Origin of the sequence: Rhodobium orientis (assembly GCF_003258835.1) — a bacterium.
Lineage (GTDB): Bacteria > Pseudomonadota > Alphaproteobacteria > Rhizobiales > Rhodobiaceae > Rhodobium > Rhodobium orientis.
This window is the reverse complement of the sequence record NZ_NPEV01000174.1, coordinates 1-267: the sequence shown is the minus strand read 5'-3', so window position 1 is coordinate 267 and position 267 is coordinate 1. Positions and strand designations below refer to the sequence as shown.

Sequence of the window (267 nt, the reverse complement as noted above, 5' to 3'; positions counted from 1 at the left end):
GCGCTCGGCATTCCGCGCGAGGATATTTTAAAGGCGGTTGACACAATACTAGAGGGAGAGGCCCGTCCGATTGACATCGGCCGCGTCAACGGCCAATATTTCATCAATATCGCCGGCGGCGGACGCCTTACAGAACTGACATATGACGTACCAAGCAAATTGAAGACGATGCTCGGCCATCTTGCCTATTATTTGAAAGGAATGGAAATGCTCCTTCCTTCACTGCGGCCGACCGAGGTCGAAATCGAATACGACGGCAAGCTGTTT

1 pseudogene is annotated in these 267 nt (G+C 52.1%); it reads left to right on the top strand.

Annotated features, from left to right (window positions below):
- A pseudogene (locus CH339_RS25715) lies at nt 1–267 on the top strand (lipid kinase); the annotation flags it as partial.